This is a genomic window from Nocardia sp. NPDC041819, assembly GCF_055590505.1.
This window is the reverse complement of record NZ_JBVJAP010000019.1, coordinates 49160-73294: the sequence shown is the minus strand read 5'-3', so window position 1 is coordinate 73294 and position 24135 is coordinate 49160. Positions and strand designations below refer to the sequence as shown.

General features: G+C 69.6%; 21 protein-coding genes. 13 read left to right on the top strand and 8 right to left on the bottom strand.

All coding sequences use genetic code 11. The annotated features are described in order from the left end of the window. Positions 1 to 46: 46 nt before the first annotated feature. Positions 47 to 865: an SDR family NAD(P)-dependent oxidoreductase gene (locus ACZ6DL_RS33520; RefSeq protein WP_466057186.1), complete on the top strand. Its 819-nt coding sequence runs from the start codon at positions 47 to 49 to the stop codon at positions 863 to 865. 147 nt (positions 866 to 1012) lie between these two features. Here the strand turns inward: ACZ6DL_RS33520 and ACZ6DL_RS33515 are convergent, their stop codons facing one another. Continuing rightward, complete coding sequence (locus ACZ6DL_RS33515; RefSeq protein ID WP_466057184.1) at positions 1013 to 2608, bottom strand: FadD3 family acyl-CoA ligase; 1596 nt, start codon at positions 2606 to 2608, stop codon at positions 1013 to 1015. Positions 2609 to 2890: 282 nt separating this feature from the next. Here ACZ6DL_RS33515 and ACZ6DL_RS33510 point away from each other — a divergent pair, with 282 nt between their 5' ends. From ACZ6DL_RS33510 to ACZ6DL_RS33500, 3 genes are all read left to right on the top strand, one after another. Next, a complete protein-coding gene (locus tag ACZ6DL_RS33510; protein WP_466057182.1) occupies positions 2891 to 5053 on the top strand; it encodes a pyruvate, phosphate dikinase in 2163 nt (720 codons plus the stop codon). Next, positions 5043 to 5828, top strand: coding sequence for a tyrosine-protein phosphatase (locus ACZ6DL_RS33505; RefSeq protein ID WP_466057180.1), 786 nt, complete (start codon positions 5043 to 5045; stop codon positions 5826 to 5828). The genes ACZ6DL_RS33510 and ACZ6DL_RS33505 overlap by 11 nt, the downstream gene beginning before the upstream one ends. 114 nt (positions 5829 to 5942) lie before the next feature. Further along, entirely contained in the window at positions 5943 to 6632 is a 690-nt protein-coding gene (locus tag ACZ6DL_RS33500; RefSeq protein ID WP_466057178.1) for an esterase/lipase family protein, read from the top strand. Positions 6633 to 6706: 74 nt separating this feature from the next. Here ACZ6DL_RS33500 and ACZ6DL_RS33495 read toward each other — a convergent pair whose 3' ends face one another. Further along, entirely contained in the window at positions 6707 to 7612 is a 906-nt protein-coding gene (locus ACZ6DL_RS33495) for a tyrosine-protein phosphatase (RefSeq protein ID WP_466057176.1), read from the bottom strand. Between the two features lie 79 nt (positions 7613 to 7691). Beyond that, positions 7692 to 10094 carry a PEP-utilizing enzyme gene (locus ACZ6DL_RS33490; protein WP_466057174.1) on the bottom strand — a complete coding sequence of 801 codons (2403 nt, stop codon included), beginning with the start codon at positions 10092 to 10094 and terminating at the stop codon, positions 7692 to 7694. A 163-nt stretch (positions 10095 to 10257) separates the two neighbouring features. Between ACZ6DL_RS33490 and ACZ6DL_RS33485 the strand changes: the two genes are divergently transcribed. From ACZ6DL_RS33485 to ACZ6DL_RS33475, 3 genes are all read left to right on the top strand, one after another. Next, the gene (locus tag ACZ6DL_RS33485) at positions 10258 to 11739 is read left to right on the top strand and encodes an FAD-dependent oxidoreductase (protein ID WP_466057172.1); all 1482 of its coding nucleotides are present in this window, start codon (positions 10258 to 10260) and stop codon (positions 11737 to 11739) included. A gap of 97 nt (positions 11740 to 11836) precedes the next feature. Continuing rightward, positions 11837 to 13000, top strand: coding sequence for a 3-hydroxy-9,10-secoandrosta-1,3,5(10)-triene-9,17-dione monooxygenase oxygenase subunit (hsaA, locus tag ACZ6DL_RS33480; protein WP_466057170.1), 1164 nt, complete (start codon positions 11837 to 11839; stop codon positions 12998 to 13000). Then, positions 13000 to 13854: an alpha/beta fold hydrolase gene (locus ACZ6DL_RS33475; RefSeq protein ID WP_466057168.1), complete on the top strand. Its 855-nt coding sequence runs from the start codon at positions 13000 to 13002 to the stop codon at positions 13852 to 13854. Before hsaA ends, ACZ6DL_RS33475 begins: the two co-directional genes overlap by 1 nt. A gap of 16 nt (positions 13855 to 13870) precedes the next feature. Here the strand turns inward: ACZ6DL_RS33475 and ACZ6DL_RS33470 are convergent, their stop codons facing one another. From ACZ6DL_RS33470 to ACZ6DL_RS33455, 4 genes are all read right to left on the bottom strand, one after another. After that, positions 13871 to 16144 (bottom strand): LuxR C-terminal-related transcriptional regulator, encoded by a 2274-nt coding sequence (locus ACZ6DL_RS33470; protein ID WP_466057166.1) that lies wholly within the window; start codon positions 16142 to 16144, stop codon positions 13871 to 13873. 118 nt (positions 16145 to 16262) lie between these two features. Beyond that, positions 16263 to 17495, bottom strand: coding sequence for a bifunctional 3,4-dihydroxy-2-butanone-4-phosphate synthase/GTP cyclohydrolase II (locus tag ACZ6DL_RS33465; protein ID WP_466057164.1), 1233 nt, complete (start codon positions 17493 to 17495; stop codon positions 16263 to 16265). 61 nt (positions 17496 to 17556) lie between these two features. Continuing rightward, positions 17557 to 18132, bottom strand: a complete 576-nt coding sequence (locus tag ACZ6DL_RS33460) for a PadR family transcriptional regulator (protein ID WP_466057162.1) — start codon at positions 18130 to 18132, stop codon at positions 17557 to 17559. Between the two features lie 37 nt (positions 18133 to 18169). Beyond that, complete coding sequence (locus ACZ6DL_RS33455) at positions 18170 to 19012, bottom strand: IclR family transcriptional regulator (RefSeq protein WP_466057160.1); 843 nt, start codon at positions 19010 to 19012, stop codon at positions 18170 to 18172. 224 nt (positions 19013 to 19236) lie between these two features. Between ACZ6DL_RS33455 and ACZ6DL_RS33450 the strand changes: the two genes are divergently transcribed. The 6 genes from ACZ6DL_RS33450 to ACZ6DL_RS33425 all read left to right on the top strand — a co-directional run bounded on the left by ACZ6DL_RS33450 (position 19237) and on the right by ACZ6DL_RS33425 (position 23462). Continuing rightward, the gene (locus ACZ6DL_RS33450; RefSeq protein ID WP_393230710.1) at positions 19237 to 19743 is read left to right on the top strand and encodes a flavin reductase family protein; all 507 of its coding nucleotides are present in this window, start codon (positions 19237 to 19239) and stop codon (positions 19741 to 19743) included. A 93-nt stretch (positions 19744 to 19836) separates the two neighbouring features. Further along, positions 19837 to 20979, top strand: a complete 1143-nt coding sequence (locus ACZ6DL_RS33445; RefSeq protein ID WP_466057158.1) for a Rieske 2Fe-2S domain-containing protein — start codon at positions 19837 to 19839, stop codon at positions 20977 to 20979. A 10-nt stretch (positions 20980 to 20989) separates the two neighbouring features. Continuing rightward, on the top strand, positions 20990 to 21217 hold the full coding sequence (locus tag ACZ6DL_RS33440; RefSeq protein ID WP_466057156.1) for a hypothetical protein: 228 nt from the start codon (positions 20990 to 20992) through the stop codon (positions 21215 to 21217). 83 nt (positions 21218 to 21300) lie between these two features. Next, complete coding sequence (locus ACZ6DL_RS33435) at positions 21301 to 22350, top strand: 2Fe-2S iron-sulfur cluster-binding protein (protein WP_466057251.1); 1050 nt, start codon at positions 21301 to 21303, stop codon at positions 22348 to 22350. Between the two features lie 16 nt (positions 22351 to 22366). Further along, positions 22367 to 23254, top strand: coding sequence for a VOC family protein (locus ACZ6DL_RS33430; RefSeq protein ID WP_466057154.1), 888 nt, complete (start codon positions 22367 to 22369; stop codon positions 23252 to 23254). Between the two features lie 61 nt (positions 23255 to 23315). Beyond that, positions 23316 to 23462, top strand: a complete 147-nt coding sequence (locus ACZ6DL_RS33425) for a DUF1059 domain-containing protein (RefSeq protein WP_063917340.1) — start codon at positions 23316 to 23318, stop codon at positions 23460 to 23462. A 27-nt stretch (positions 23463 to 23489) separates the two neighbouring features. Here the strand turns inward: ACZ6DL_RS33425 and ACZ6DL_RS33420 are convergent, their stop codons facing one another. After that, positions 23490 to 24089, bottom strand: a complete 600-nt coding sequence (locus tag ACZ6DL_RS33420; RefSeq protein ID WP_357126509.1) for a TetR/AcrR family transcriptional regulator — start codon at positions 24087 to 24089, stop codon at positions 23490 to 23492. Positions 24090 to 24135: the final 46 nt, after the last annotated feature.

Sequence of the window (24135 nt, the reverse complement as noted above, 5' to 3'; positions counted from 1 at the left end):
GGGCAACCCGGCGGACCGACCGCCGAGCGAGACAAGGAAATCAACCGTGAAGAACTTCGAGGGCACAACCGCCGTGATCACCGGTGCGGGCGCGGGCATCGGCCGGGCACTGGCGATCGAACTCGCCCGCCGCGGCGCCCGCCTGGCACTGTCGGGCCGTAACGTGGAGAACGTCGCCGAGACCGCCGCACTGTGCGACAAGGAGGGTGCGCAAGCCCGCGCCTACAAGCTGGATGTGACCGACCGGGAGGCGGTCTATCGCCACGCCGACGAGGTGGCCGAGGACTTCGGCCGGATCAATCTGGTCGTCAACAACGCCGGAGTCTCGCTCACCGCGAACGTGGAAGAACTCGGCTGGGCGGACTTCGAATGGATCGTCGGCATCAACTTCTGGGGCGTCGCCTACGGCACCAAGGCGTTCCTGCCCCACGTCATCGCCTCCGGTGACGGGCACATCGCGAACGTGTCGAGCATGTTCGGTCTTGCCGCGTGCCCCAGCCAAGGTGCTTACAGCGCAACAAAATTCGCCATTCGCGCCTTCACCGACGCGCTGCGGCAGGAGATGAACATCGCCGGTCACGCGGTGGGCGTCAGCAGCGTGCACCCCGGCATGATCAAGACCGAGATCGCCTGGAAAGCGCGCGCGGGCGGCGATCGCGACCGCGACGCCCTGGCCGCCAACTTCGACCGCCTGGCCAAGACGACCCCCGAGCACGCCGCGAGGGTCATCGTCAACGGCATCCGCAAGAACAAAGCGAAGATCTTGATCGGCACGGACGCTCACGTGATCGACTGGCTGCCGAGAATTTTCGGCGCGGGCTACCAGAAGATCCTCACCGCTCAGATGAAGAACGAAGTCGCCTGACAGTGCGTCCGGCGGGTGGCCGGAGAGTTCCCCGGGCCGGTAGGCGAGTACTACGGCTCCGGCCACCTACCGGCCGAGCGCCTCGATCAGTTGCCGCATCTCGCTGGTATGCGGGTCGATCCTCATGTGGCGCATCTCGAGCACCGCTCAGCGTTGTGCCCGACGGGAGCGCAGAACGCGTTTGAGCACCTTGCCGTCGGTGTTTCGGGGTAGTTCCGCTACGAACTCGAAGTGGCGTGGGACCTTGTACCCGGCCATTCGGGTCCGGGTCCACGTGATGATCTCCGTGGTCTCGATGTCGGCGGGTCCGTCCGGGACGACGAAGGCGAAGCCGACCTCGCCGAGCCTGGAGTCGGGAACGCCGACTACGGCGGCGTCTTGTATGCGGGGATGCGTGCGGAGGATCTGCTCGATTTCGGCGGGATAGACGTTGAATCCGCCCACGATGAACATGTCCGCGTGGCGGTCGGTGACGCGCAGATAGCCGTCGGCGTCCATGGTGCCGATGTCGCCGGTGTGCAGCCAGCCTGCGGAATCCATCGCGGCCGCTGTTGCTCGCGGGTCGTCGAGGTAACCGTGCATCACGTTGGGGCCGCGAACCACGATTTCGCCGGGCTCACCGACCGGCACGGTCCGCCCGGAACTGTCTACGACACGAATCCGCGTCCCCGGAAGCTCTTTTCCTACGGTGGCGGCGATGACGTGCACGGGTGCGTCGGGTGAGCAGATTGTGGCGACGCCGGTCGATTCGGTCAGTCCGTATCCGGTGAAGACCTTGTCGACACTCAGTTCACCCCGGATGCGCTCCACCAATCCGGTCGGCACACTCGAACCACCTGTACCCGCCAGACGCAGTGAACTCAGATCATGGGTCCCGCGCCGATTGTGGGTGAGCAGGTCGTGGAAGAGGGTCGGAGGTCCCGTCAGCACGGTGATCCGCTCGCGCTCGATGACGCCGAGCACCTGTTCCGGATCGAATCGATCCACCGGCACCATGGTGGCGCCCCGCGAGAGGCACGCGATGATTCCCGCCTTGAAGCCGAAGGTGTGGGAGAACGGGTTGACCAGGAGGTATCTGTCGTCGCCAGCGAGAGTGACGGTATCGGCCCAGCGGGTGAACGTCTCGATCGTCTGCCGATGGGTAACCGGCACACCTTTCGGCACACCCGTGGTGCCGGACGTGAACAGGATGTCGGAGATCGATTCCGGGTCCACGGACGAACTCCGCGCATCGGCCGCGGCGACGGGCACTTCGCCGCCGAGGGCGAGGAACCGAGCCCACGAGAGATCATCGGCCTCAGCGGTGTCGTCGAGCTTCACAGTGGTCCGCAGCTCCGGGAGCGTACGCCCCGCTTCCCGCAGCATCCCCGCGTAGTCGTTGCCGAGGAAATCGCCAACGGTGAGCAGCATGCGGCACCGGCTGCGCGCGAGGATGTCGGCCGCTTCGGGACCGCGTAGCCGCGTGCTGATCGGTACGAGGGTCACGCCCGCACCGAGCACGCCGAGCGCCGCGATCACCCATCGCGCGGTATTGGGTGCCCATATCGCCACTCGATCCCCGGGCGCCACCGATCGCGACATCGCCGCCCGCGTGACGCGCCGTGCAGCCGTGGCGAGTTCGGCGTAAGTGAGCGGGCCCTCCGTCCCCAGCAGCGCTACCCGCGCGCCGTCGCGTCGTGCCCGGTCGGCCAGCACCGCGGGAACCGTCGCGAGTTCATCGGTCGCCGCACGCCGTCGATCCATGCCGCGATGGTGCCGTACCCGCCGCTCCATCCGGTCCGATCGCCGCCACATATCCCGCTGACCGGGAACGTCTTTCCACGCAGCGCCCGCACCGCGCCGTGGACGCCGGGTTTCGACGGAACTCGATCCTGCTCAGCGGGACCTCGGGTACGGCCGATGACGGGCGGCACGGCAGGCTCGAACAGAGCTACAGGGGTGCGCGCCGCGGTTCGCGCCCGGCCGGGCGCACAAGGTCCGAATCGCGCCGAGGCGCGGAATGTGCAGTGATCGCAAAGGAGTGACATGACCGCCGGAGCAGAGCTAGCGGAGCGAAACGACGAGGCAGCGGGCGCGGCGCCGGTCGTCGAACTCGATGGCGCCTGCGCGCTGTCGCGGGAAAGCATCGGCGGAAAAGCGTGGAGCGTCAACCGGATGCGCGCGCTGGGTCTTCCGGTGCCGCCCGCCTTCGTGATCACCATCGAGGGCTGGGCCGACTTCGCGGCGCGCGGGGTGATCGGCGAGGACATCTGGCGGGCGGTTCGGGCCGGAATCGCCACCTTGGAGCGCGGCACCGGACGGGTCTTCGGGTCCGGCGCCCGGCCGCTGCTGGTGTCGGTCCGTTCGGGCGCCGCGGTGAGCATGCCGGGCATGATGGACACGGTCCTGAACCTCGGCATGAACGAGGCAGTCGCGGCAGCGCTGGCGGCGGAGACCGGGAACCCGGACTACGCGGTCGACACCCGGGAGAGGTTTCGCGCCCAGTATCGCGAAACCGTGCTGGGCGACCCGGCCGGTGCGGTGCCCGAGGATCCCTGGGAGCAGCTGCGAGCGGCCATCAGCGCGGTGTTCCGGTCCTGGGATTCGCCTCGCGCGCAGACGTATCGGCGCAATCGCCGCGTGTCCGGAACGCTGGGCACCGCGGTGACGGTGCAAGCCATGGTCTTCGGCAATCTCGACGAGAAATCCGGCACCGGTGTGTTGTTCAGCCGCAACCCGAACACGGGTGAGCGCGCGATGTTCGGCGAATGGCTCGTCGGCGGGCAAGGTGAGGACGTGGTGTCCGGCCGGACCACACCGCGCCCCCTCAACGAGTTGGCCACTCTGTTGCCGCAGGTGCACAGCCAGCTCGTCGCGGCGGCCGGCCTGCTGGAACGCGATGGCCGCGATATCCAGGACATCGAATTCACCGTCGAATCCGGCGCCCTGTGGCTGTTGCAGTCCCGCCCCGCCAAGCGCTCGGCGCGCGCGGCTGTGCGGGCCGCGGTGGCCATGACAGACGAGGGCCTGATCGGCGCGGAGGAGGCGCTGGCGCGGGTCACCGCCGATCAGGTGCGTGCCGTGCTGCGCCCGGCGAGCGGCGAGTACGCGGGGACGCCGCTGGCGCGCGGCGAATCAGCCTGTCCCGGACTGGCGGCGGGTGTCGTCGTGAGCGATCCGCACGAGGCGGAGCGCCGCGCGGAGGCAGGCGAGGACGTGATTCTGGTGCGCCCGACCACCAGCCCCGACGACCTGCACGGCATGATCGCCGCCCGGGCGATCGTCACCGAACTGGGCGGTGTCACCTCGCACGCCGCGCTGGTCGGCCGCGAGATCGGCAGGCCGTGCGTGGTCGGCTGCGGTCCCGGCGTCGTCGCGGCGCTGACCGGCCAGGTGGTGACCGTGGACGGCGGCACGGGCACGGTGTGGCCGGGTCGAGTCGAAGGCAAACCCGTCGACGGGAGCACTCTCGCGGACGTCGGCCGGTTGGCCGGCTGGGCGGGCACCGACATCGACGGGTTCGCGGCGTGGTTGGACGCGCGCGCGGCCGACGCCTCGGCAGAGGTAACCGTGGCAATCCCGCCGGCAGTGACGGAGGTCGCCGACCTCGATCTGCTGCGGCTGATCGGGATCAAAGGCCGGGCCGCCCACGACGCGCTCGCCGCGGGCACAGGCGCGTCGGCCGAGGCCGTCGCCGCCCGATGCGAGGAACTCGTGACCGAGGGTTGGTGCGCCGCGACGCCGATCGGTGTCCGTCTCACCCCCGAGGGCAGACAGCACCTCGACGGTTTGCTGGCGACGGAACGACGGGCGGTTGACCGCGCCGCGATCGCCTCGGTCTACGCCGAATTCTGTACTTTCAACGGCATTCTGAAAGAGATTGTGACCGCGTGGCAGATGAAGGATCCGGCCACCGTCAACGACCACGCCGACGCCGAGTACGACGGCGCTGTCCTGACCCGGCTGACCGAACTGCACCGCGGCGTGCAACCGCTACTGCGGCGGATCGGCGATGTCGCACCGCGGTTGGCACGATATTCCGGCCGGTTCGCGCACGCGATCGAGCGGATCGCGGCCGGCGACCACTCCTGGGTCGCCCGGCCCGTGCTGGACAGCTACCACACCGTGTGGTTCGAGCTGCACGAGGACCTGATCGGACTGTGCGGCCTGAGCCGCGCCGACGAGGCGGCGGCCGGCCGTGCCCACTGATCTCGCGGGCGAATCCACCGTGCCCGGTGACCGGTGGGTGGAGTTCGCCCAGATCGACAACGTGCGCGACCTGGGCGGGCTACCCGTGCAAGGCGGCGGCACCACCCGTTTCGGGGTGGTCTACCGTTCCAGCACGCCGCAGAATCTCACCGAAGCCGATATGGCGAAACTGCTCGGCCCGATCGGTCTGCGCACGCTGATCGATCTGCGGTTGCCCGACGAAGTCGAGCGCGAGGGCTACGGACTGCTGGCCACCGCCGACCTGCCGCGGGTCTGCCTGCCGGTGCGCAAGTCGCCGCAATCCTCGCTGGCGGCACGGGATCTGGTGCCGGACTCCAGCCGGGTCGATCTGGTGGACCTGTACGACAAGCTGCTGGCGGGCAGCGCCGACTCCATCGTCGCGGCCGTGCGGCTGGTCGTCGACGCGGGCCGTCACTCGGTGCTGTTTCACTGTGCCGCGGGCAAGGACCGCACCGGCCTGCTCGCGGCGGTGCTGCTGGACGCGGTCGGCGTTGCGCCGGAGGCGATCGCGGCGGACTACGCGCTGACCGGTGAACGCATGCACCGGGTCCGCGACCGGCTCGACGCGCTCCCCTCCTACACGGGACTGCCCCCGGTCAGCACCGGCATTCTCGGCGTCGAGGCCGAGGTGATGCGACGTTTCCTCGCGAACCTGTCCGCCGAACACGGCGGCGCGGCCGAATGGTTGCTGGCCGGCGGGCTGACCACCGCGGAACTGGCCCGGCTACGCGAAGTGCTGATCGCACGCGGATAGCGCGGCGGTGGGACCTGGCGCCAAATCGAGTAACCAAGTTTCCCGGTACCCCGGATGAGCCCTCACGCTATCTTCTGTCTGCTCGCAGTGCAGCGAGCAGATCGGAGTCAATTCATGCACAACACATCGATCACGCGCCGCCTTGTGATGGCCGCGATCACGCTGGTCGCGACGGCTACCGCTTCACTCGGCATCGCCACGCCACAGGCGGCTGCGGCGCCGGCGCGAGATCCGATCCTCTTCGTCCACGGCTGGCAAGGGTCGGCGTCGGACTGGAATTACATGTGGGGCCGATTCCTGGACGCGGGGTACTCCGCGGAAGAGATGGCACGATTCAGCTACAACACCACCCAGTCGAACAAGGACATCGCGCTGGAGGTGAAAGCGCAGGTCGATGCGCTGCGCGCGAAAACCGGTGCCGCCAAGGTCGACATCATCACCCACTCGATGGGCGGACTCAACAGTCGCTGGTATCTGAAGAAGCTCGACGGCCTCGATTCCGTCGACGACTGGGTTTCCATCGCCGGCCCCAATCACGGCACCGACGTCGCCAACGGATGCCTCGACGCCTCCTGCGAGGAGATGCGGCCCGGCTCGGCCTTCCTGGCCGAACTCAACAGCACCGACGAGACCCCCGGCCGGGTGAGCTACGGCACCTGGTGGTCACCGTGCGACGAGATCATCAACCCCGATGAGAGCACCATTCTCGGCGGTGCCACCAACACCCGGGCGCTGTGCCTCGGCCATATCGCGCTGCTGTCGGCATCGCCGGTTTTCGAGGGCGTGCGCGACTTTGTGAAGTAGTCGGCTGAACTCCGCGGGCCCTGAACGGCCGGGCGGGCCGGTGATTCGAGATCACCGGCCCGCCCTGTCCTCGACTACCGTGACAGCAGCTTGGATTTCAGCGTCTCCAGCGTCGGACCGTCCACGCCGAGCCCCTCGGAGACGAACCGGTCGAATGAACCGAAGGACGCGCCGGCCTGGTCGAACGCGGCATCGAGGAAGTCGCGCTGCACGCCGAGGATCGGATCGAACAGCGCGGGATCGGTGACCAGCCCCTTGGCCACCAGCCCGTCCATCAGCGCCTTGTTACCCGCGGCCAGGTTGTCGTTCGACTCCAGATAATCCTTGTACACCTGACCCTTCGGGACGCCGAGCGCCGTCATCAGGATCGCGGTCGTCCAGCCGGTACGGTCCTTGCCCGCGGTGCAGTGGAACAGCACCGGCCCGGTGGCGTTCGCGACATCCCGGATGGCGGCGCCGAACTGGCCGCGCACCGTGGCGTCGCTGACCAGCCAGCGGTAGTAGTCGCGCATGATGCCCGCGGCCCTGCCGTCGCCGAACATCTGTTGCTGCACGGCCGGGCCGCCCTGTACCGCCTTGCCCACCATCGAGTAGAAGTCGTTGCCCGGGTCGTACACCGGACGCGCGAGGGCGGGAATCGACGCGGGAAGCTTGTCGGGATTGGCCCCCGACTCGGCCGGGCTGCGGAAATCGATAACCGCGGTGATGCCCGCGGCCACCAGCTTCTGCTGGTCGGCGGCGGTGAGCTTGTCCAGGGCGTCGGTGCGGAAAACGACGCCCGTCCGCAGTTTGCCGTTGCCCTGGGTGGGATAGTCGCCGATGTCCCTGGCGTTCGCCGCCGCCGATAGCTGCATGGAACGGTCGTGCACGGTGTGCACGAGGGCGGGGCCCGCGAATGCGGTGGTGGTGGACGGGAATACGGCGATCAGTGCGGCGGCGACACCGGTCATCGCCCCGCGAACAGCACGCGAAATCGTCACTGGATCATTCCTTCCATAGGGTCGCGGCCCGGCGGCGCCGAACCGGCAAGGGGCCGGGGTGCGCGCCCCCGGCCCCGGCTCATGCGTCGGCGAGCAGGGTGACCGTGCCGGCCGACCCGTCCACGCGCACCCGCTGCCCGTCGGCGAGGGCCGCGCTGGCGGTCTTGGTGTCGACGACGCAGGGGATGCCGAATTCCCGGGCCACGATGGCGGCGTGCGAAGCTGATCCGCCGATGTCGGTGACCACCGCGGCCGCGTAGGCGAACATCGCGGTGTGGCCGGTGTCGGTGACCGACGCGACCAGGATGTCGCCCGGCTCGATGTCGTCGTCGAGGGACAGCACGCGTTTCACGGTGCCCTCCACGACGCCGGAGGACACTCCGATGCCGGTCAGGCTTTCCCCGGGCGCCAAAGCGGCCGCATCCGAGAGCGGTTCCCAATCGCCCGCGATCACGTCCGGCATCCGGATGCCATGGAGCCGGATGAGTTCCGCCCGCCGCCGTGCTACGCGCTCGGTCAGATCAGCGGGCGCCCAAAGGATTTCGTCGAGGGTGAGGAAGCAGGCGTCCTCGGTCTGCTGTAGCCGCCCTTCCCGGATCAGCCGGCCCGCTCGCTCGCGCACGGCGAGCCGCAGGCAGTGGGTGTACCGGACGACGGCGTCGCGGACGCGTTCGCGCGCCATCGTCGCTCCCGCCGCCATCCGCGCGGTGCGGTTCGGGGACGAGTCGACCGGTTCCCGCTTGGGCGCGGGCATCGCGGCCGCTCGGGCTGCGGCGGTGACCAGCAGTTCGGGACGGTCGCCGAAAGTCGGGTTGATCAGCTCGCACTCGCCCGGCCCGCGATGCCCGATCCGGTGCAGTTCTTCGTCCAGCGCGGCGGAGAACGCCGGGGAGATCGCCCGCGCCCCGGCGACATCGCCCGAGTGCGCCGCGTCCTGCAACGCGTTGTCGGCCCGGCACAGCGCGGCGAGCCGTTCCACGGCGAGCATGGTCCTGGCCGACTCCAATCGCTCGAGGTCGATGGGCACGTCCGCCGATTCCTTGCCACGGGAGTGGATTGCCGTTGCCGCGCCGGTCATCATCACGCCGATGGACGCCGCCGCCCACGAGTGGTTCAGCCGGTCCCGCCACAGCAGGGCCCGAGCGTGCAGTTGCTCGTCGGTGAGTTCGCGGATCGCCGCGGCGCTCAACGTCTCCTGGTGCGCGGCGGCGTTGATACCGTCGGTGGTCTCTCGATAACGCAGCGCCGTGCGCAGCACCCGGCCTGCGGCGCGCCAGGTGGCGCGGGTACTGGCGAAACCGGTCGGGGTGGGTGGTTTGCCGTGCGGGGTCAGCGAGATCTCGGCCGGGATGTTGCCGTAGACGTCGCGGCGGATGCTCTGCTCGTCCCAGCCCGGCATGTTCTCCGCGGCCAGCACCCCGATGGAGGCGTTGATGTAGATGTGGTGCCCGAGCACGGTGGTGACCCGGCTGGTCCAGTGCTCCAGCGCGATGCCCTCCAGCGCGATCATCCGGCCCATCGCCGCGTTGGCCAGCCGGATCGCGCCCGCCTGCAGATCAACGGTCAGTGGCGTGAGCGGGCCGGGCAGCGCCTCGGAGGTATTCGTCGCGGTGTGCACCGGATAGGCCGGGTCGACGCGATCGTCGAATTCGCCTTCGAGACCTTCCGGCGCCACCGACACCAGGGCGTGGCCGTCCGACGTGGCCGCGCGGGTAGGCACCAGATAGCCGGGCAGCGGGATCGCGCCGGTGCGAGCGACGAGTTCGCCGCCGTCGACCTTGCGGCCGCCCAATCCGCGAACGATATCCGCCGCCACTTCCGACGCGGTCCACCCGCAGCGGAATCCCCACTCGTCGCACGCCGCCGTCGAATCCACTTGCGGTACGGGGCGAGTGCGCGACTTTCGCCGCAGCCGCCGTGTTCCCGCCGCCGCACGGAGGCGGCGCGCGTCCTCGGCGGAAACCACGCCGGGCGCGGCCAGCTCCACGACGCCGGTACGTCCCGATCCCACCGCCAGTACCAGGAAGCGTTCGAAGTCGTCGGTGTGCAGCACCTGGAATCCGCCCGCCGGACGGGAACCCAGCAGCCGCAGCAGGTTTCGCCCGCTCGCGCCCTCGACACGCCTGCCCGCGACCGGCGCGGTGCGCACGATCAGCGCCTGCGCCCCGCTGGACCGCACCGTATCCTCGGCGACCGCATCCGATCCCGCGCCTACGGGAACCACGATTCGCGCCCCCGCCGCTCGGGCCGCTCGCGCGATCGCGGCGAGCGAACCGCCCAGGTGTACCACCGCCGCACAGTCGGCGGCGGCCTGCGCGCAGATCGCCGGCCCCTCCGGGTCACCGGTGATCACCTCGACCCGAGGATCGACGTACCGGTGGCGCTCGCGATCCAGCCCGACCACGTCGTGGTCCGCGGCCAGCAACATGCGCGCCACCGCGCGACCGGTCGGATCGGAAACTCCGGTGACCAGGACCCGCATGAATTCTTCCTCCTCGCTGGCGCCCACGCAGACGTGACGCCGTTCACACACCATCGCCACCCGGCGCCCCCGTGCTGGTGCGCAGTCCCGATCACCGGGACCGGAGGGTCGCTCACCAAGACGGGCCCGCGGCCACCGAGCACGGAGCGGGAAGGTCGACTCCATGAGTGATCGGAATTCGGTCGCGCCCCGCGCGGCCGCCGACGTGCGCGCCTACGACATCGAGACCGATGTGCTGGTGGTCGGCTACGGATGTGCCGGGTCCGCCGCGGCATTCGAGGCGGCGGCGGGCGGCGCGCAGGTCCTGGTGCTGGATCGGATGAGCGGTCCCGGCGGCGCATCCGCCCTCTCCGGCGGCGAGATCTATCTCGGCGGCGGCACACCGATCCAGCGGGCCTGCGGGTTCGACGACGACCCGGCGGCGATGGCCGCGTTCCTGTCGGCCGCGCTCGGGCCGGGCGCCGACCCGGACAAGATCACTCGCTACTGCGAGGACAGCGTCGCGCATTTCCACTGGCTCGCCGACCGCGGTGTGCCGTTCAAACCCACGCTGTGGGACGCGCCGGCCTGGGTACCGCCGTCGGATGACGGGCTCATGTGGCTGGGGGAGAACAGCGGGCCGTTCGCCGAACTCGCCGCGCCCGCGCCCCGTGGCCATCGCCCGGCCGCCGCCGACTTCGGCGGCAAGCTGCTCATGGACCGCCTTGCCGGGGCCGCTCGATCCGCCGGTGCCACGGCGCTCTCCGACACCAGGGCGACCCGCCTGATCGTCGCGGGCGACGGCACGGTCGTCGGCGTGGTGGCCCGTCGGTACGGCACGGAGCTGACCGTCCGTGCCCGCCGCGGCGTCGTGCTGACCACCGGCGGATTCGTCGACAACGACGCCATGCTGGCCGCGCACGCGCCGAAACTGCTGGGACACACCAAGGTCAGCGCGGGCACCGACGACGGAAGCGGGATCCGGATGGCCCAAGCGCTCGGCGCGGCCGTGCGGCACATGGCCACCGGCCAGGTGGGCATCTCACTCGTTCCCGGCCTCGCCGCGCGCGGCATGGTGGTGAACGGGAACGGGCAGCGGTTCATCAACGAGGACACCTATCCCGGCCGGATCGGCCAGGCGGCGCTGTTCCGGCAGGACATGCGGACCTGGGTCGTGCTCGACGAACGGGCCTTCGACGAAGTACCGGAACCCCAGCGGTGGGGTGTGCGGCCGACCCATGTGGCGGAGACCGCCGAGGAACTCGCCGATCTGATGGACCTACCGGCGGCCGCATTGGCCGACACCATCCGCCGGTACAACAGCTTCGCCTCCCGCGGCGCGGATCCCGAATTCGGGAAAGCGCCGCGCTGGCTTCGGCCCCTCGCGCCACCGCTCGCCGCGATCGACGTGCGGGCGGGGGTGCGGCCACCGGCGGAGTCCGGTGATCGCCGCGGGACCGGCGCATCCGTCTTCACCCTCGGCGGTCTGCACACCTCGCTCGACGGCGCCGTGCTCGACATCGACGGCGCCCCGATCCCCGGGCTGTTCGCCGCGGGCCGGGCCGCCAGCAACCTACACGGCGAGGGCTACATCAGCGGCACTTCGCTCGGCGACGGCACCTTCTTCGGCCGCCGCGCGGGCGCCGCCGCGGCTCGCACCGACTGATCCCGCCGGTGGGTTCCGGTCATCGGGATGGATCGGGGCCGACGGCGCCGCACCGGCCTAGCGTCGAAAGACGGCACTACGAGGAGGACTACCGCATATGACCAACAAGGTGCTCGATCGGGTACGGGATCTGCTGCCCGCGATCCGGGAGCGAGCCGCCGACGCCGACCGGCAGCGCAGAGTGCCCGAGCAGAGCATTCGAGAGCTGACCGACGCGGGGGTGTTCCGCATGCTGCAGCCGTCTCGCTTCGGTGGCGACGAATCGTCTCCGGTCGCGTTCTACGAGGTGATCCGGGCTATCGCCACCGCATGCCCGTCCACGGCGTGGGTGTCGTCGGTGCTGGGCGCCCACCCGTGGCAGCTCGCCTTGTTCCCGCTGCGGGCGCAGGAGGACGTGTGGGGCGCCGATCCGGACACGCTGGTCTCCTCGTCGTACGCGCCCACCGGCAAGCTGACACCCGCCGCGGGCGGCTTCGAGATCAGCGGTCGCTGGAGCTTTTCCTCCGGATGCGATCACGCCCGCTGGGCTTTCCTCGGTGCGGTCGTGCCGAACGACGAAGGGGGAGCGGAGTACCTGACCGTCCTGGTGCCGCGCACCGACTACCGCATCGAGGACGTATGGCATGTGTCCGGGCTGTCCGGCACCGGCAGCAACGACATCGTCATCGAGAACGCGTTCGTGCCCGCCCACCGGACCTACCGCGCGAGTGAGCAGGCGGAGCTACGCGGACCCGGTCAAGAGGTGAATACCGCCCCGCTCTATCGGATCTCGTTCGGCGCGGTGTTCTCCAACACCATCACCGCACCCATCATCGGCGCCGCCCAAGGTGCCTACGAAGCACACATCGAGCGGATGCGCGAGCGGGTGCGGATCTCCTACGGCGGGCAGAAGGCCGCCGAGGACCCGTTCGCGCACGTCCGGGTCGCTCGCGCGGCCTCGGAGATCGACGCGGCCGTCCTGCAGATGGAGCGCAACATCGGCGAGCAGCTGCGCTGTGCCGAAGCGGGGGAGGAGATCCCCTTCGAACTGCGGGTGCGCAGTCGCCGCGATCAGGTGCGCGGGACCGAACGCGCCATCGAGGCCATCGACCTGCTGTTCGACAACTCCGGCGGCCACGCCATCCGCCAACCCAATCCGATCGAGCGGCACTGGCGCGACGCGCACGCCGGAAGCGTGCACGTCATCAACGATGTCGAGCGCGCGCTGGTCCTCTACGGCCGCAACGCGTTCGGGCTGCCGGTCACGGATCGGATGATCTGATGACGTTCACCGCCGAGAACACCACGCGCTGGAGCACGACGGGCGGGTACGAACTGCGCTACCACGAGGCGGGGACCGGTGCGCCCCTGCTGCTGTTGCACGGTTCCGGGCCGGGAGTCTCGGGCTGGGCCAACTTCGGCGCGAACCTGCCGGTGCTGGCCGAGCGTTTCCGCTGTCTGATCGTCGACCAGCCCGGCTTCGGCGCCAGCGGCCGCCCGGCGGCCTACGAACGCAACTACCTGCGCATCTCCGCCGACGCGGTGCTCGGGTTACTCGACGATCTCCGCCTGGACCGCGTCCACCTGCTGGGTAACTCGATGGGCGGCGCGGTCGCGACGTTGCTGGCGCTGGAACATCCCGACCGGCTCGAGCGGCTGGTGCTGATGGCGCCCGGCGGCGTCGGGGTGAATGTCCTGGGACCGGAGCCGTCCGAAGGCATCACGCGGTTGCTGGAGTTCAGCGCCGACCCCACCCGCGAGCGCCTCGTGCCCTGGCTGCGCACCATGGTGTCGAACCCGCGGACTCTGACCGAGGACCTGATCGAAGCCCGGCTGGCCGCTGCCTCGGATCCGGCCGCCATCGCCGCTCTACGCGATGCCTACGCGACCTTCGCCGATCCCGTTCTCGCCGAACCGGTTCCGCTGTGGGCCCGGCTGCGCGGACTGCGCCCGCAGACACTGATCCTGTGGGGACGCGACGATCGAGTGACACCGGTGGAGGCGTCGTTGCTGCCCGCACGGCAGATCCCCGACGCCGATCTGCGCGTTTTCGCCCGCTGTGGTCATTGGGTGCAGATCGAGCGCAAGTCGGCGTTCGAACGCGCCGTCGTCGATTTCCTCGCCGCCGGGCTCTGATCGCCGCCCACGTCGGTCACAGCCCGTGATCGCGGACCCATCCCGCGACCTGGGTTCGCGAGGTGAAGCCGAGCTTGGTGAGGATGTGCTCGACGTGGGTCTCGGCGGTGCGCACCGAGATCACCAGGTCCGCGGCGATGCGTTTGTTGCTGTGCCCGGCCGCGACCAGCCGGGCGACGTCCTTCTCCCGCCGGGTGAGGACGTCGGCCGCCTCGGAGCCGGCCGAAGCGGGCTGTGGCGGACGCGCCGCGACAGGCGTGCGACCAAGCGCGTAGTCGATCGCCTCGCCCAACGACAGCGCCGCACCGCTGTCGAAGATCTCCCGGAACCTGCGTTCGCCCAGCGCTTCTCGGACGCGACCACGCATCTTGTCACCCAAGACGCCGGTGATGGCGTGCGCGAGGCGCACCGTGCTGCGCGCGAGGATCTCCGCGGCGCCGAGCAGGCGCGCGGCTCGCTCGAAGTCGGCTCGGTCCACCGCCGTCCACGCCAGCCCCTCGAATCCGGAGGCGAGCCAGACGCACCGCTCGAACAGGCTGAACATTTCGATGGACCGGGCCAGATAGTCGGTCGCGGCGGCCTGATCGCCGCGTCGCCAATGGTCCAGGCCCATCGACCACTGTGCCAGCCCGCCGAGCAGAGACGGTCCCCGCTCGGTGGCGACCGTGAGCAGCCGCTCGGCGAAAACGGTCGAGCGCGCGTCGGCGAGCACCAGCGCGCACACGAACGCGAAGGCGAGACTGTCCATCTCCATGGCGTGATGGCCGCATTCGGCCGCCAGATGCGCCGCGGTTTCCGCCAATTCGAGCGCGCGGGCGGTATCTCCGTCGTTGAAGGCCAGCAGTGCCGAATCGAGCATCGCCTCGGCGAGAATATCGGGGGCATTGAGTTTGCGTGCCAGGGTCACGCATTCGTCCACCAATTGGCGAGCGGACCCGCGGTCGGACAGCAGCGCCGCCAGCGAGGCGGCCGCGGACAGCCCGCGTGCGCGAAGCTCGGTCGGTTCGCTCGACTTCGCCAGCGCATCGGTCAGCCAGCGATACCCTTCGGTCAGGAAGCGGTTGTGCTCCCAGAACGGCCGCAGCACCGCGGCCATCTCCAGTGCCGACTCCGGTGTGTCGACGAGGCCGGATTGCAGAGCCGCGCGCAGATTCGCGTGCTCGCGGTTCAGTGCGCGGAACCACGTGACGTCGTCGGAACTCCAATACGCGGTCCGGCCGCGCAACGCCAGCCGCCGGAAGTGGCCGCGGTGACGCGCGCGCACCGCGGGCTCGTCACCCCGCTCGGCCAGCCGGTCGTGCGCGAACTGCCGGATCGGCTCCAGCATCGAATACCGGCCGACATCGCCGTCGTAGCGCAGGCTCAGCACCGATTTGTCGACCAGGCCGGTCAGCGCGTCGAAGAGTGTCCGCGCCCCGGGCAGGCACACGGCCTCGGCGGCGTCGATGTCGAAGCCGCCCGCGAAAACCGACAGCTGCTCCCACAACCGCTGCTCGGCGGGCGTGCACAGGTCATAACTCCAGCGGATCGCACCCTCGATGGTCTGCTGTCGCTCCGGCGCGAGTCGCGGTCCCGCGCTGAGCAGGCCCATGGTGTCGTCGAGCCGGGCGAGGATCTGCTCCGGAGTGAACATCCGAAACCGCAACGCGGCCAGTTCCAGAGCGAGCGGAATGCCGTCCAGTCTGCGGCAGATCGCGGCCAGCGCTCCCCGGTTCGCCGAGGTGGCCACGAATCCGGGGTTGGCGGCGCCCGCCCGTTCGGCGAGCAGCCGCATCGCATCGCTGTCCGCGCTCTCCCCCTCTGCGAGCGGCAGGGGCGCCACGGGCATGACCTGTTCGCCCTGGACCCCCAGCACCTCCCGGCTGGTCGCCAGCACCCGCACCTCGGGGGTGGTGGCCACGATCCTGCCGACCAGCCGCGCGCACGCGTCGATCAGGTGCTCGCAGTTGTCGAGAATCAGCAGCAACCGTTTGTCCGCGAGGAACTCGGTCAGCCGCCGCAAGGGCGCCGCCGTGTCGTCGCGCAGCGCCAGCGCCTCCGCGACGGTCACCGTCACCAGGTCGGGATCGTGCACATCGGCCAGCTCGACCGACCACACTCCGTCCGGGAACGCGCGCGCGACCAGCGCGCCGACCTGGCGGGACAACCGGGTCTTGCCGACACCGCCCGGGCCCAGCAGCGTCAGCACCCGCGTCGTGGGCAGCAGCCGCTTCGCGGCGGCGAGTTCCTCCCGGCGCCCGACGAAGCTGGTGACCTCGGCAGGGAGGTTGCCGATGGGACGCCGCGCCATGGGTGTCAACCCTAGGTACCGCGCGTGGCGCGCAGGAGCGTTCTGGACAAAATCGACTCCGGTGGACGTGCCGGCGTGGCGCGCCGGCCCGGAGGCGGTGGAACCGAACCGCTCCGGTTCATCGGACGGCGACAGCGGCGTCGTCGACCTCGGTCAACTGGTGGCGCATCCGGTCACGCTTGGCGCGCAGATAGCGCACGTTGTGCTCGGTCGTTCCGGCCTGCAGGGGGATTCGCTGTTCGACGGCGACACCGTAGGCGATCAGACCCGCCTGTTTGGCCGGGTTGTTGCTGAGCAGCCGGACCGACCGCACTCCCAGGTCGGCGAGGATCTGCGCCGCGGCGCCGTAGTGGCGGGCGTCGACGGGCAGCCCGAGCCGCAGGTTCGCGTCGACCGTGTCGGCGCCGCCGTCTTGGAGCTGGTAGGCGCGCAGTTTGTTGAGCAGTCCGACGCCGCGTCCCTCGTGGCCGCGCAGGTAGACCACGACGCCGCGGCCTTCGGCGGCCACGGCCTGCATGGCGGCGTCGAGTTGCTCGCCGCAGTCGCAGCGCAGCGAGCCGAACGCGTCACCGGTGAGGCATTCCGAGTGCACCCGGGTCAGCACGTCGCGCTCGCCTGGTGTGCCGAGCACCAGCGCGAGATGTTCGGCGTGGTTCGTCTCATCGCGATAGCCGACCAGCCGGAACTCGCCGAAACGGGTCGGCAGCCGGGTCTCGACGACGCGCTGCACGCCCGGCTCGAGCTCGCGGCGGTGGTCGACCAGGTCGGCGATGGAGATGATCGGGATTCCGTGCGCCCGGGCCATGGTCAGCAGCTCGGGGAGCCGGGCCATCGACCCGTCGTCGCGCACCACCTCGGCGATGACTCCGGCGGGGCGTAGTCCCGCCATCCGTGCCAGATCGACGGCGGCCTCGGTATGCCCTCGCCGGCCGAGGACGCCGCGCGGGTGCGCCCGCAAGGGGAATACGTGCCCGGGACGGGTGAGATCCCGGGGTGTGGCGGTGGGATCGGCCAGCAGGCGCATGGTGTGGGCGCGGTCGGCGGCCGAGATGCCGGTGTCGATCCCCGTCGCCGCGTCCACCGAGACCGTGTAGGCGGTGCCCTTCGGATCCTGGTTGACCGCCGTCATCGGCGGCAGCTCCAGCCGGTCCAGATCGCTGCCCATCATGGGCACGCACAGCACGCCGCTGGTGTGCCGCACCAGGAAACCGATATTCTCCGCGGTCGCCCGCTCGGCGGCCAGCACCAGATCGCCTTCGTTCTCGCGGTCCTCGTCGTCCACCACCAGCGCCATGCCGCCGCTCGCGATCGCCGCCACCGCGGCAGGCACCGAGTCCAGTTCACCGGTCATCATCCGCCACCTCCATATGCCTGATAGAAATATGACGGGGCCGGAACAGCCAGGCGGCGTCTCACTCAGTGAGGCGATCGATATCCGCCAGCAACTCTCGCGCGAAATCACGCTCGGCCTCGTAGTGCCGCACGCACCAGCGCAGCACCAGTTCCGGATAGGCCCAGTCCGGATTCGCCTCGGCGCCTTTCGCGTCGGCCTCGGCGCGTTTACGCATCTTCTCGGCGTATGTGATGTGCTCGGTGAGGATTTCGCGCATCCGTTCGGGCTCGGCGAGGTTGCCCAGCCACGCTCGCAGCATCACGCTGTGCTTGAGCACCGGCGCCTCGACCGGCGCGTGGTTGACCCAGTTCGCGGCGGCGGCACGGCCTTCCGGTGTGATGGCGTACATCCGCTTGCCGCGCACGCCGTCCTCGTGCGCCACCGTGCGAGAACTGGCGTAGCCGTGCTTCTCCAGCCGCTTGAGTTCGGCGTAGATCTGGCTGAACGACGGGCTCCAGTAGAAGAACTGAAGACTCCAGTCTGCCCATTTCTTCAAGTCGTAGCCGGAGAGTTCATCGGCGTGCGAGAGCATTCCGAGCACGGCCCACGCGGTGGTCGGCAGGTCGGGCACCGCGGGTGCGCCGCCATCGGTCATGGTCGGACTGTACCGCTCAGGCATACTCGGACTCGGGCTATCGCCAGCGCGCCCGGCGGGGGAACAACGTCCGGCCCGCCTCGTGGGAGATCTCGAGCAGCACCCGTGCCAGCTTGTCGAAACTCATCGCCTCGGCCCGCCCGGACAGCGACAGTGCCGCGGGCGTCGTGCCACGGCCACGCAACGGCGCCGCGACGCAAGCGATTCCGTCCATCGATTCCTCCCGGTCCAGCGCCACGCCCTGGCGCAGCCGGATCTGGGCCAAGGCGCGATGCAGCGCGCCGGGCTCGGTGATGGTGTGCGCGGTCAGGCGCGGCAACCGGGTATGGAACGCCGCTTCGGCGATGCTCGGTTCCAGCGCCGCCAGCATCGCCTTGCCGAGCGCGGTGCAGTGCGCTGGCATGCGACCGCCGAGGCGGGTGGGCAGCAGCGCGGCCAAGCGGCCACCGGCCTTGTCCAGGTAGACGACCTCGCGTCCGTCGAGCACCGCCAGATGGCCGACCATGCCGGTGCGCTGACACAGTTCGTGCAGCAGCGGGCTGACGGCGTCGCGGATCTCGTTGTGATCGGCGGTGAGCCCGCCCAGTTCCAGGGTGCGCATGCCGAGCCGGTACCCGCCGGAGGTGTGGGCCAGCCAGCGCAGCCGGATCATCTGATCGAGGATCCGATGGACTGTCGAGCGCGGCAGGCCGGTGCGCTCCACCAGGCCCAGCAGCGTCAGCGTCGGGGTCGCGGCGTCGAACGCGTCCAGGATGAGGGTCATCCGCTCGATCATCGATACCGGCACGTCGGCGGATCCGGGGTCGGCCCCTTCGGGCCGGCCGCGGTGGGGGAGCCGGGCGGTGTGCGGCGCGGCATCGGGTAGCAGGGTGACGGTCATTCGAACCTCCGTCGGTCGCATTCGGTCTCCGTCGACCAGGCACGACGTGCCCGATCGTTTGTGTCTCCCATCACACTGACGGGTTCGAGACCGGGAGGAATCGGGAGAACTACGTAGCTTCCACGGATCTCCGTCTCGGTGACCGGACTCCGATCTTGACCTCCCTCCGCCGGCGGCTGCTGTCATAGCTGTCAGGTATATGCCTGATCGAAATAGGAGGCCCGATGGAACCGGTGCTCGAGATGGACGGATCGCCACTGGACGTGCGCGACTTCAAAGCCGTGCTGGGTCGCTTCTGCACCGGCGTCACGGTGATCACCGCGCGGTCGGCGGCCGGGCCTGCCGGATTCACCTGCCAGTCGTTCTCGGCACTGTCGCTGGAGCCGCCCGCGGTCTGTTTCTGCCCGGCGCGCACGTCTACGTCGTGGCCGCGCATCCGCGAGGTCGGGCGGTTCTGCGTCAACATCCTGGCCCACGACCAGCAGGAGATCTGCGGGCAGCTCGCGCGCAGCGGCACGGACAAGTTCGCGGGAGTCGACTGGGAGCCGTCGCCGAACGGCTCGCCGCGGCTGGCCGGCGCCGTGGCCTGGCTCGATTGCGAACTCGAACAGGAGGTCGACGGCGGTGACCACACGATCGTCATCGCGCGCGTCACGGCGCTGTCGGAGCATCGCGAGGCGCCGCCGCTGCTGTTCTACCGGTCCGCGTTCGGACGGTTCGATCCGGCCTGAGCGCCTCCCGGCCAGTGGGACTGCGCATTTCCGCCCCGGCATGCCGAACCGAAATATCGAGGTGACAAACGTGCGTGAATTGTGGAGGAACCGATGACTACCGACACCGAGGTTCGAGTGATCGACGCGGGCGCCCCGCCCGCCCGGTACGCGCGCGGCTGGCACTGCCTGGGGCTGGCGCGGGACTTCCGGGACGGGAAACCGCATATCGTCGAGATCTTCGGCACCGAACTGGTGGTCTTCGCCGGCGCGGGCGGAGAGCTCAACGTCCTGGACGCCTACTGCAGGCACATGGGCGGGAACCTGGGTGACGGCCGGATCAAGGGTGACTCGATCGCCTGCCCGTTCCACGACTGGCGTTGGGGCGGCAACGGCCGTTGCACCGGCATCCCCTACGGTCGCCGGGTGCCACCCCGCGCGCGGACCCGGTCGTGGCCGACGCTGGAGCAGAACAAGCAGCTGTTCGTCTGGAACGACCCGGAGGGCAATCCGCCGCCGGAACATGTCGCCATCCCGCGCATCGCGGGCGCGTTCAGCGACGAGTGGACCGACTGGACCTGGAACACCATGACGATCGACGGCGCGAACTGCCGCGAGGTCATCGACAACGTGGTGGACATGGCGCACTTCTTCTACGTGCACTTCGGGTTCCCGACCTACTTCAAGAACGTCTTCGAAGGTCACATCGCCAGTCAGTACATGACCTCGGTGTCACGCGAGGACATGATGGGGGAGACCGCGAAGGCATTGGGCGGCAAGAACGTCCTGCACTCCGACGCCTCCTACTACGGCCCTTCCTACATGATCGATCACCTGCGCAGCGAAAGCGCGGGCCTGACGGTCGAGGGCATCCTGATCAACTGTCACTACCCGGTGTCTCCCACCGAGTTCGTGCTGCAATACGGCGCCATCGTGAAGAAGCCGCACGGCGTGTCGCCGGAGCAGGCCGAGGACATCGCGGCGAAGTTCGCCGGTGGTCTGGGCCGCGGCTTCGAACAGGACGCCGCGATCTGGCAGCGCAAGACCCGCATCGACAATCCGCTGCTGTGCGAGGAGGACGGACCCGTCTACCAGTTGCGCCGCTGGTACGAGCAGTTCTACACCGACGTGGCCGAGATCGGCCCGAAGATGACCGATCGCTTCGAGTTCGAGGTCGACACCACCCGGGCGGTCACCGCCTGGGAGGCGGAGGTCGCCGAAAACCTCGCCGAGCAGCGCGCCGGCGCCGAGGCCTGAGCGGCCTGCGATGGAACCGGTTACCTGCCGTACCTGCGCGACGTGCGTGCTGGTCGAGAAATTCAGCCCGCAGCACACCAGCGTGCAGTGGACCGCGAGCGCGGTGGCGGCCTGCGCCGAGTTCACCGGGGCGGACAGCGCGCGAATGCGGACCTGCGCCGCGCTGCGCGACAGCATCGATGCCGCGGTCGCGGGCGGTCGCATCGAAGTCGGCACCCGTGACGGGGACGTGCCGTGAACGCCGCGAACGCCGTGGACGACCGGAGAGGGGACACGACAGTGGATGCGGCGCGAGCGACCGCGGTGGTGCCGCGTACGGGTATCCCGGGCGACAGCGAGAGCCGGCCCGGAGCGGTTCTGCCCCTGCGCGTGGCACAGGTGATCCGGGAAACCCACGATGCGGTATCGCTGGAGCTGGATGTCGTCACCGAGCAGCCGGATTCGATCGCATACCGTCCGGGTCAGTTCCTGACGCTGCGGATACCGAGCGAGCTGACCGGCTCGGTGAGCCGCTGCTACTCCTTGTCGAGCGCGCCGCACGAGCAGGGTCCGTTGAAGGTCACCGTCAAGCGAACCCCCGACGGATACGCATCGAACTGGTTGTGCGACAACGCGACAGCGGGCATGGTTCTCGACGCCCTGCCGCCCGCGGGCGTCTTCACCCCCGCCTCGCTCGACGACGACCTGCTGTTGTTCGCGGCGGGCAGTGGCATCACCCCGGTGCTGTCGATCCTGAAATCGGTGCTGGCGGCCGGGTCCGGGCACTGCGCGCTGATCTACGCCAACCGCGACGAGCGCTCGGTGATCTTCGCCGCCGAGCTCGCCGACCTCTCCGCCCGGCATCCCGGCCGCCTGGTCGTGGTGCACTGGCTGGAGAGCGTGCAAGGGCTACCGAGCCGCGCGCAGCTCGCGGCGCTGGCCGGACCGTGGTCGGGCCGCGAGGCGTTCGTCTGCGGTCCCGGTCCGTTCATGGACGCCGTCTCCGCCGCACTGATCGGGCCGGGGGCCGGCCGCGAACGCGTGCACGTCGAGAAGTTCGTGTCGCTCAACGGCAATCCGTTCGACAGCGGCACACCTGAAGTCCTCGACTCCGGCGATCGCGCCACCGTGGCGGTCGATCTCGACGGCGAGACACGCGAACTTCCGTGGCCGCGGCAGCAGGTGCTACTCGACGTCCTGCTGGCCAACGGACTGGAAGCGCCCTACTCCTGCCGCGAGGGCGCTTGCAGCGCGTGCACCTGCCGGATCGTTTCGGGGCGGGTGGAGATGCGGCACAACGAAGTTCTCGACGAGGCCGATCTGGCCGAGGGGTACGTGCTGGCCTGCCAGGCGGTCCCGATCACCGACACGGTGCAAGTCACCTATTCCTGAGGAGTACGACGAATCAATGGCTGATATCGCCTCGCTCGGCTACGTCCGGATCGCCGTCGCCGATGTGGCGGCCTGGCGGGCCTTCGCGTTCGACGTTCTGGGCTTCGCGCAGGGCACCGGCCCGAATCCGGACAGTCTGTACCTGCGGATGGACGAGCACGCCTACCGCTTCGAACTCGTTCCCGCGCAACAGGACCGCGTGCTCGCCGTCGGCTGGGAGGTGCGCGACTACCGCGCCCTGGCCCGGGTGCGGCACACCCTGGAGCGGGCGGGCGTGGCTGTCGCACCGCTCGCCCAGGATCAGGTCGACGCCCTGCGGGTGGAAGAGGCCTTCACCTTCACCGATCCCGCCGGGTTCACCGTCGAGGTCTTCCACGGTCCGGTGCTCGACCACAGCCCGGTCGTGACCGCGCACGGCAACCGCTTCGTGACGGCCGGATCGGGGCTCGGCCATGTCGTGCTACCGGTGCCCGACCTCGAGGAGGCGAACCGCTTCTACTGTGAGGTGCTCGGATTCCTGCCGCGCGGATCGTTCCGGGTGCCCACCCCGCCCGAGGTGGGCCCGATTCGCGTGCGATTCCTCGGCGTCAACCGGCGTCACCACAGCCTCGCCCTGATCCCCGGCACCCGCTCCGAGGGTCCGGGCCTGGTGCACATCATGGTCGAGGTCGACGAGCTCGACGCCGTCGGCCGCGCGCTGGACCGCGTCATGCGGGCCGGCTATCCGTTGTCGTCGACCCTGGGCCGCCACACCAATGACAAGATGATCTCCTTCTACGTCCGCACACCCGGTGGCTGGGATCTCGAATACGGCACCGAGGGCGCGCTGGTCGACGAATCCACCTACACCGCAGAGGAGATCACCGCCGACAGCTATTGGGGCCACGAATGGTCTCGTAGCTGACCCGGCGGGGCGGTCACGCGGCGAGGACTTAGACTGGCGATTCGAGGAGGAAGGAACGCTGATGAAGCGAAATCTGAACTGCCCCTGCGGAGAATCGATCGTCGGAACCGACGAGGACGATCTCGTGGCGAAGACGCAAGCGCACCTGGCGGAGAAGCACCCCGGACACGACTACTCACGCGACGAGATCCTGTTCATCGCGTACTGACCGAGAGCTCCGGGCGCGCCCGGAGCGTCACGGCCTCGGACGCAGACCCTCGATCATGTGCGTGGTGGTCTCGTCCAGCAGTTCGTCGGCGGCTTCCACGGCGATCACGCCCGAGCCGACGAAGGTGGCCAGGCCTTGCAGTGCGGCGACCGCGGACAGCGCGATGCGCCGCGGGTCGCCGGCGATCACCTCGCCCCGCTGCTGCGCTTCGGCGATGAGCGCGACCGGCGTGGCGAACGCCGCGTCCACGGCTCGGGACATCACATCGCCCGCGGCAGGACTGTGCCTGCGGGCGAACATGAGCGCCACCAGCGCGGAATTCTCGGTGGCGAACCGGAGATAGGTCCGGGTCAGAGCGCGGAAGCGCCCCTCGATCGCACTCCCGGCCGCGGTCTGTTCCAAGGCGGCGGCGAGACGCTGGAAGCCCGACACCGCGATGGCGTCGAGCAGTGCCTGCTTGTCCTTGAAGTGCCGGGTCGGAGCGGCATGACTGACTCCGACGTCACGGGCCAGCCCGCGCAGCGAAAGGCCGTCGACGCCGGACTCGCGCAGCGTCGCCTCGGCCCGCTGCAGCAGTTCGGCGCGCAGGTCGCCGTGGTGATAGGACCGGCTTCGAGTGATCGGCATGGTGTTTGCAGGATAACAAAATGTAGTCATTGCCTACTTTGTAGGC